This is a genomic window from Streptomyces sp. DH24, assembly GCF_029813775.1.
Taxonomy (GTDB): domain Bacteria; phylum Actinomycetota; class Actinomycetes; order Streptomycetales; family Streptomycetaceae; genus Streptomyces.
In genome coordinates, this window is the sequence record NZ_JARVKW010000019.1 from 124,121 (window position 1) to 131,828 (window position 7,708).

The 7,708-nt window shown below is 74.2% G+C and carries 4 protein-coding genes; 3 read left to right on the forward strand and 1 reads right to left on the reverse strand.

Annotation, left to right across the window (positions count from 1 at the left end):
* The first annotated feature begins 227 nt into the window (after nucleotides 1-227).
* Nucleotides 228-3,671 carry a BTAD domain-containing putative transcriptional regulator gene (locus QC282_RS17675; protein ID WP_279550412.1) on the forward strand — a complete coding sequence of 1,148 codons (3,444 nt, stop codon included), beginning with the start codon at nucleotides 228-230 and terminating at the stop codon, nucleotides 3,669-3,671.
* Nucleotides 3,672-3,786: 115 nt separating this feature from the next.
* Here the strand turns inward: QC282_RS17675 and QC282_RS17680 are convergent, their stop codons facing one another.
* Nucleotides 3,787-3,963, reverse strand: coding sequence for a hypothetical protein (locus QC282_RS17680; protein WP_279550413.1), 177 nt, complete (start codon nucleotides 3,961-3,963; stop codon nucleotides 3,787-3,789).
* A gap of 276 nt (nucleotides 3,964-4,239) precedes the next feature.
* Between QC282_RS17680 and QC282_RS17685 the strand changes: the two genes are divergently transcribed.
* Both QC282_RS17685 and QC282_RS17690 read left to right on the forward strand, forming a co-directional pair.
* Nucleotides 4,240-5,634: a helix-turn-helix domain-containing protein gene (locus QC282_RS17685; protein WP_279550415.1), complete on the forward strand. Its 1,395-nt coding sequence runs from the start codon at nucleotides 4,240-4,242 to the stop codon at nucleotides 5,632-5,634.
* Between the two features lie 127 nt (nucleotides 5,635-5,761).
* A partial coding sequence (locus QC282_RS17690; RefSeq protein ID WP_279550416.1) for a condensation domain-containing protein occupies nucleotides 5,762-7,708 on the forward strand: 1,947 nt, incomplete at its 3' end.

Here is a 7,708-nt window from a genome sequence, read left to right on the forward strand (position 1 = left end):
CCTCTTATCACCGGTCGGGGGCACCTGTCCCGGACGGCGACCCGACGATCCGCCGACGTCCCGGCCTGCGCCGAAGCGGGCTCCGGTGTGGCCGCCCCATGGACGGTATTCGGCCAACGACACTTCATCAACATGAAAAGTCCGCACCATGGACAACCTGTGAACGATTCGGCGAGACTGAGTCCCCGCTCCACCACCTGACAGGTGCGGCTTCTGCTGGGAGAGTTATGACTGCTTCGCCCGGCGGGGCTGCGCGCGGTCCGGAATCGGTGGCCTTCCGCATCCTCGGTCCGCTGACGGTGATCGGACCCAACGGACCCGTGCGCGTCCCACCCGGCCGCCAGGAGGTCATTTTGGCGGCGCTGTTGCTGGAGGCCGACCGCATCGTCAGCACGGACTACCTGGTCGACCTCATCTGGGACGACGAGCCGCCGGACACCGCCCGCACCCAGGTCCAGATCTGTGTGTCACGGCTGCGGAAACTGTTCAGCAGGGCCGACATCGCCGCCGCCATCACCACACGTCCGCCCGGCTACGTCCTCAGGACCGAGGACGAACAGGTCGACGCCCTGCTGTTCGCGCGCAGGGTCGCCGAGGCCCGCGCCGCGGCCCGGCAGGGCGACCCGGGCTCCGCCGCCGATCTGTTACGCGCGGCCGACGAGTTGTGGCAGGGCAGCTGCCTGAACGGGATGCCCAGCGACACCCTGCGCAACAAGGCGCTCCAGCTCGACGAGGAGCGGATGACCGCCGCCGAGACCCGCATCGACCTGGAGCTGCAACTCGGCCGGCACCACCAACTGGTCGCCGAGATCCAGACACTCGTGCACGCCCACCCCCTGCGGGAGCGGCTGCGCGGACAGTTGATGCTGGCGCTGTACCGGTCCGGCCGGCAGGCCGAAGCCCTGGAGACCTACCGCGTGGGGCGCGAACTCCTCGTCGAGGAACTGGGACTGGAGCCGGGCGGTGAGCTGCGCGGCCTTGAGGCGGCCATCCTGGCCGGCGACGTACCCCCCGCGGCGGCCGGCGACGCAACCCGCGCCGCCGGGGCACCGGCAGCGGCCGGCCCTGCCCTCGCGGTCCCGGCACCGGAATCCGTACCGGGGCCGCGGTTGACAGCGAACGTGCCTGTCGGCCGCCGTGAACCGGCCGGGGCGGGAATTCCCGCCGTCGCGGGACACTCCGGGCCGGACGCCACGGCACCGGCCGGGCCCGGAACGGCGGTTGCCCTCCCGGCGGACCGGGCACTCCGCACGCCCGAGGCGACCGCCCTCACCGGCACGCAGGGGTCGGCGAGGCCGCCGCACGACGCGGCCGACTCGGTTCGGACCCTCGGGCCCGTCCTGGCCGGCGGCCCCGTCGGCGCGGTCCTGGACGCCCCGTCCCCCGACGGACGCGACACCCGTACGACTTCGACCGCCCATCACGTCGAGGCCCCGCCCGGCCGGCCCGCGCTCTCCGCGACCGGCGTCCCTTCCGGCGAGGAGGTCCCCCGGCAACTGCCCGCCGACACCTCGGACTTCGTCGGCGACGAGGAGCAGATCACCGGCATCGAGCGCATCCTGCTGGGCGACGGCACCCGCCGGTCCGTCGGTCTCGCCGTCATCGTCGGCAAGCCCGGCACCGGAAAGTCCACCCTGGCCACCCACATCGGGCACCGGCTCGGTGAACACGCCTATCTCGACGGCCAGTTGTACTGCGACCTGCGCGGCACCACCGGCGCGCCGGCCGCGTCCAACGAGGTGCTCGGGCGCTTCCTGCGAGCGCTGGGCATCCCCGGGCCCGTCATCCCCGAGTCCCAGGACGAGCGGGCCGAGATGTACCGCACGCTGCTCGCCTCGCGCCGCATCCTGGTGGTGCTCGACGACGCCGCGTCCGAGAGCCAGGTCCGCCCGCTGCTGCCGGGCAGCAGCCAGTGCGCCGTGCTGGTCACCAGCCGCATGCGGCTGACCGGGCTGCCGGGCGCGCAACGCGTCGAACTGGATGTCATGGGCACCGAGCGGGCCCTGGAGCTGCTGGCACGGGTGATCGGCCCCGACCGGGTGGAGCGGGAGCGGGCAGCCGCCGAGATGCTGATCCGGACCGTCGGCGGACTGCCGCTGGCGCTGCGGATCGTCGCCGCCCGGCTCGCCGCCCGCCCCCACTGGAGCCTGGCGTCGATGGTGCAGCGGCTGGCCAGCGAGCGCCACCGCCTGGACGAGCTGACACACGGCGAGCTGACCATGCGGGCCAGCCTCTCCCTCACCCACGACGGCCTGGCGCCCGAGGACCGCAAACTGCTGCGGCTGCTCAGCCTGGCGCGGGCGGCGACCCTGCCGGGCTGGCTGGCCGGAGCGCTCCTGGACGACGACCGGCCCTATCCGTCGGACCTGCTGGAGCCGCTGGTCGACGTGCAGATGCTGGACGTGGTGGGAGTGGAGTCCACCGGCGGGTTCCGCTACCGCTTCCACGAGATCATCCGGGTGTTCGCGCGGGAACAACTGCTCCTGCACGACGAGCCGCCCGTGCAGGCCGCGGCCCTGGATCGGATGACGGGCGGTTGGCTCTCCCTCGCCGAGCAGGCCCACCGGCGGATCTACGGCGGCGACTTCACGGTGCTGCACGGCACGGCGCCCCGCTGGGTGCCGCCGGCGAACTGCGTGGACGAACTGCTCGCCAATCCGCTGGAGTGGCTGGACAGCGAGCACGCCGGTCTCGTCGACGCCGTCGAACAGGCCGCCGCCGCCGGGATGGACGAGCTGTGCTGGGACCTGGCGACCACCCTGGCCACCCTGTTCGAGGGCAAGGGCTACTTCGACGACTGGCTGCGCACACACCAACTGGCGCTGGAGTGCGTCCGCGCCGCCGGCAACACGCGGGGCACCGCCGCGCTGCTCAGCTCGCTCGGCGTGCTGTACCTCGGGAGGAGCCAGCACGAGGAGTCACTGGGCGTACTGACCTCCGCGCTGGACCTGTTCCAGGTGCTCGGCGACCGCCAGGGGCTGGCCCTGTGCCACCGGGACCTGGCACTGCTCGCCCGGATGCGCGGCGACGACGACCGGGCCCTGACGTTGTACGACCGCGCACTGCGGGACTTCGACCAGGCCGGGGACGTGGTGGGCCGGGCCATCGTGCTGACCCAGAGCGCCCACATCTGGATGCGGCGGCAGCGGATCGACACGGCCCAGGCCCGGCTGGACGAGGCCCTCGCCATCTACCGCTCCGTGGGGTACACGGGCGGAGAGGCACGGACCCTGCGGCGGGCGGGGCAGCTGCAACAGGGGCAGGGGGCGTACGCGGCGGCGGTGCGGACGTTCACCGAGGTGCTGGAACTGTGCCGGGACACCGGCGACGTGATAGGCGAGGGCCACCTGTTGCGGGACCTTGGCCACGCGCACGCGGAGATGGGACGCGGGCAGGAGGCACGCGGCTTCTACACGCAGGCGCTGACGGTGCGCGAGCAGATCATGGACCACGGAGGCGCGGCGCTGGTTCGGCTGGACCTGGCGCGGCTGCTCGCGGCGAGCGGCGACGCGGCGGACCGGGCGCGGTCGCGGGAACTGCTGGAGACGGCGACGGGGGCGTTCCGCGAGCGGCGGATGGGGCCGGAACTCGCGGAGGCGCAGCGGTTGCTCGACGCGGCGGGAGCCGGACCGGCGGGCGGCCTTGCCGTGGGCGGGGCGGCCGCGGGGTGACCGCTGCGGCCGTCGGCGGGAGAGAGGACCGCAACCGGCGTTCGGCGGCCCTGCGGTGGAGGCGTGCGCGGGCGGCGCGGGGCGCCGCCGGGTCCTGACACCGTCACGGGTGCGATCAGTCCCACGGGTTGGTGTCACCGGTGGCGGTCGCCGTCGGGGACGGGGCGGACTGCGGCGCGGTCACCCCGGCGCCGGCGGGACCGTCGGCCTGGGCCATCTGGGCGCCGACGAGCGTGGCGGCGGCGACGGCGACGGTGACGAGAGCGGCGCGGGCGGCGGGGACGAGAGCCATGTCGGTGTCCTTCCGGTGGGGCGTCCCGGCCTGTCCGGGGCGCTTCCTTCTTCGTGGGCACCACGCTAGGAACGCCCGGAATCCCGGCACCGGCCCCGGCCTTATCGCCGCGCTATCACGCGAAGGCGGGGGAGAGAACAGCGGGCGATAGCGGTCCGCCGACGGCGCGCCCGCGGCGGGATGCCCACGGGATAGTCACCTGCCGACGATGGGACCCGGGAACGGGCCGCGCGTCCCGACCCGCCACCCTCCACCGCTGACCCCGGGAGCGTCACCATGGACACCCTTGCCGCCCGCATCCCTTCGCCCCTCTCCGCCTCCGCCCCCGCCGCGCAGGAGACGTCACCGATCGGCTCGCTGATCCGCTCCCACCGTCTGCGCATCGGGCTCACGCAGCGGGAGCTCGCCGACCTGTCCACCATCAGCGTCCGCGCCATACGGGACCTGGAGCACGGCAAGGCGAGACGGCCCCGCTCCGCCACCGTGCAGCTGGTGGCGGACGCGCTGCGACTGGGGCCGCGGGCCCGGGCGGCCCTGGAGGAAGCCGCGCACCGGGGCCGCGTCCTGACGGACAGTCAGGACCTGGCGGCGCCCCCCACGGCCCTGCACGCCATGGCGGGCCGCGAGGGCGAGACGGAGGTCCTGGTGGCCGAGCTGTCGGGGACCGGTACGGAACGGCTGATCACCATGGTGGGGCTGACGGGGGTCGGCAAGACCCGACTGGCGCTGGCGGTGGCCGAGCGGCTGCACGGCGCGGGTCTGCCGGTGCTCTGGCACGCCTTCCCCGGCGGCCGCCCCGAGTACCTCGACCTCGGCGACGAGACGACCGCCCCCGTGGCGGCGCTCGTGGACGACCTGTTCGGCGCCCCGGGCCCCGGCGGACGGACCGGTACCGCTGCCGCCTCGCTGGTCGAACTGGTGGGCGACGGCGCGACGTTGCTCGTACTGGACGGCGCCCCGGCCGCACCGCCCCGGCCCGACCGGCTGACGGCACTGCTGCGCGCCTGCCCGGGACTGCGTCTGCTCGTGACCTCTGACGCCCCGTGGCGAGTCCCCGGCGAGCGCGTCTTCCTGGTGTCCCCGCTGGAGGTGCCGGCACCCGGCGGCGCCGACGCCGGGGCCCCGGCCCTACGGGTCTTCCTGGACCACGTACGCCGGGCGCGCCCGGACTTCGTGGCCGGGCCGGCCGACCTGGAGCGCGCCGCCCGGGTCTGCCGCCTCCTGGACGGGCACCCCGGAGCACTGGCCGCCGCCGCCTCCTGGCTGGTGGTGTACGACCTGGCAACGCTGTGCCACGGGCTGGGCGCGGACCCGGCCGCGCTGCTGCACCACCTCGGCGAGGCGGGCGTCGCCGGCGACCTGCGCACGGCGCTGCACGACCGCCTGTCCCGGCTGCCGGCCGACGCCCGCACGCTGCTGGACGCCCTGTGCGCGCACCCGCCCGCGGAGCGCGCGAACCCCGGCGCCGACCCGGACCAGGGCCGTGAAATGGCCGAGCTCACCGCTCTCACCGGCCTCTCCCTGCCCGAGTGCGGCCGCCGGCTGCGCGAGCTGTTGATCAACGGTGTGGTGCGCGCCGAGTACCGGGACGGCGTCTCCCGCTTCCGCGTCCTCGGCCTGGCGCGTGCCGCCTGGGCCCACCCTGCCGCGGCAACTGCCGCCGCCCACTGACCTGCTCCCGCACTGCCGCACCAACTGCCGCCCCCGGCCCCGGGGCGGGGCTTGGATGACGTACGGCCGGTACGACGACCCGACAGTCCCGAACCTTCAGCCACCCCCGAACCCGAGGAGCACCCCCATGTCCCCGAACGCGTCTGAACAGGGCACCGCGTACGGGCCCGCCACGGTGCGGCTGCCCATGTCGGCGGCGCAGCGCGACATCTGGATGGCGCACGGACTGGACGACTCCGGCTGCCGCTACAACATCGGGGAGTACCGGGAACTCACCGGCCCGCTGGACACCGGCCTGCTGGCCTGCTGCTGGTACCGGCTGGCCTGCGAGGCCGACGTGCTGCGCATCCGCGGCGTCGGCTCCGACGAGGACGGCTCGCTGTGGCAGGACGTGCACGCCAAGCCCATGGGACGCACCCTGCACATGGTCGACCTGAGCGGCGAGAGCGACCCGGTGGCGGCGGCCCGGGCCTGGATGGACGCCGAACTCGCCCGCCCCTTCGACCTGGCGAACGACTGGCTCACCCGGCACGCGCTGATCCGCGCCGGCCGCACCGGGACGGGGGAGGAGCGCTGGTTCTACTTCCACGCCTTCCACCACCTGGCCATCGACGGCATGGGCATCGCCCTGCTGGACCAGCGCCTCGTCGACCTGTACGACCAGGCGGCAGCCGGCCTGCCCTGGGGGGAGTCGCCGTTCGGCAGCCTCGCCGAACTGGTCGCCGAGGACGCCGCGTACCGTACGTCCGAGGAGGCCGCGGCGGACCGGGCGCACTGGGCCGAGCACCTGGCGGGGCTCCGGCCGGCACCGCGGATGGCCGAGGGCCACACCGCGAAGACCCGGCCGGGCCGGCTGCCCTTCACCCGCCGCACCGTGCTCCTCGGCCCGGAGCGGACCCAGCGGCTCAAAGAGGTGGCCCGCGTGCACCGGGCGCCGTGGACCATGCTGACACTCGCCCTGGTCGCGGCGTACGTCCACCGGATCTGCGGGACGGCCGAACCGGTGCTGGGCCTGCCGGTGACCAGCCGGCGCACCGAACTCGCCCGCCGCACACCCGGCATGGCGTCCAACGTGATCCCGCTGCGCGTGCCCGTCCGCGCCGACGGCTCACTCGCCGAGCTGCTGGCCACGGTCGTGACCGCGACCCGCCGGGGACTGAAGCACCAGCGGACCCGGTACGAGGACATCTGCCGCGACCTGGGCCTGGTCGAAGGGCAACGGCGCATCGCGTCCCCGCAGGTGAACATCATGGCGTTCAACCCGGGCATGAGCTTCTTCGGCCTGCCGACCGTCCAGCACAACCTCGGCAACGGCCCGGTGGAGGACCTGGCCGTCGGCGTGTACGACCTGGGCCCCGAAGGCGGACTGCGCGTCGACTTCGACGCCTCGCCCGAGGTGTGCGACCTCGCCGTGGTCGCCGGGCACCAGGACCGGTTCGTGGCGTTCGTGGAACGGCTCCTGACGGCGCCCGAGGACGCGCTGTCCGGCATCGATCTCCTTGACGGGGCCGAGACGCGGCGGGTGTTGGGGGAGTGGGCCGGTGGTGCGGTGCCGGTGGCGGGTGTGCCGGTGTTGTCGGCGCGGTTCGAGGAGCGGGCGCGGTTGCGGCCGGATGCGGTGGCGGTTGTGGCCGGTGGTGAGTCGGTGTCGTACGGGGAGGTCAACGCGCGTGCGAATCGGCTGGCGCGGCATCTTCGTGGCCGGGGTGTGGGGCGTGGCGATCTGGTGGGTGTTCTGCTGGACCGGGGGGTGGAGTTCGCGGTCGCCGTGGTGGCGGTCGTGAAGGCGGGGGCGGGGTATGTGGTGCTCGATCCCGAGTTCCCCGACGAGCGGCTGCGGGGCATCGCCGCCGACGCGGGCCCGCGCGCCCTGATCACCGACACCGTTCATCGTCACCGGGTCGTGGACGGTTCCCGGAGTCGGGTCGTCATCGATGCCGAGCGTGCGGTGATCGCCGGGCACGAGTCGTCGGACCTGCCGGTGGTGTTGGGCGGTGAGGACGTGGCGTGTGTGATGTTCACGTCGGGGTCGACGGGGCGTCCGAAGGGCATTCTGTCGACGCATCGCAATCTG

What these genes read in the sequence shown, in the direction of transcription:
- QC282_RS17680 (WP_279550413.1), bottom strand. Translation starts at nt 3,963, where the DNA reads ATGGCTCTCGTCCCCGCCGCCCGCGCCGCTCTCGTCACCGTCGCCGTC.
- QC282_RS17685 (WP_279550415.1), top strand. Translation starts at nt 4,240, where the DNA reads ATGGACACCCTTGCCGCCCGCATCCCTTCGCCCCTCTCCGCCTCCGCC.
- QC282_RS17675 (WP_279550412.1), top strand. Translation starts at nt 228, where the DNA reads ATGACTGCTTCGCCCGGCGGGGCTGCGCGCGGTCCGGAATCGGTGGCC.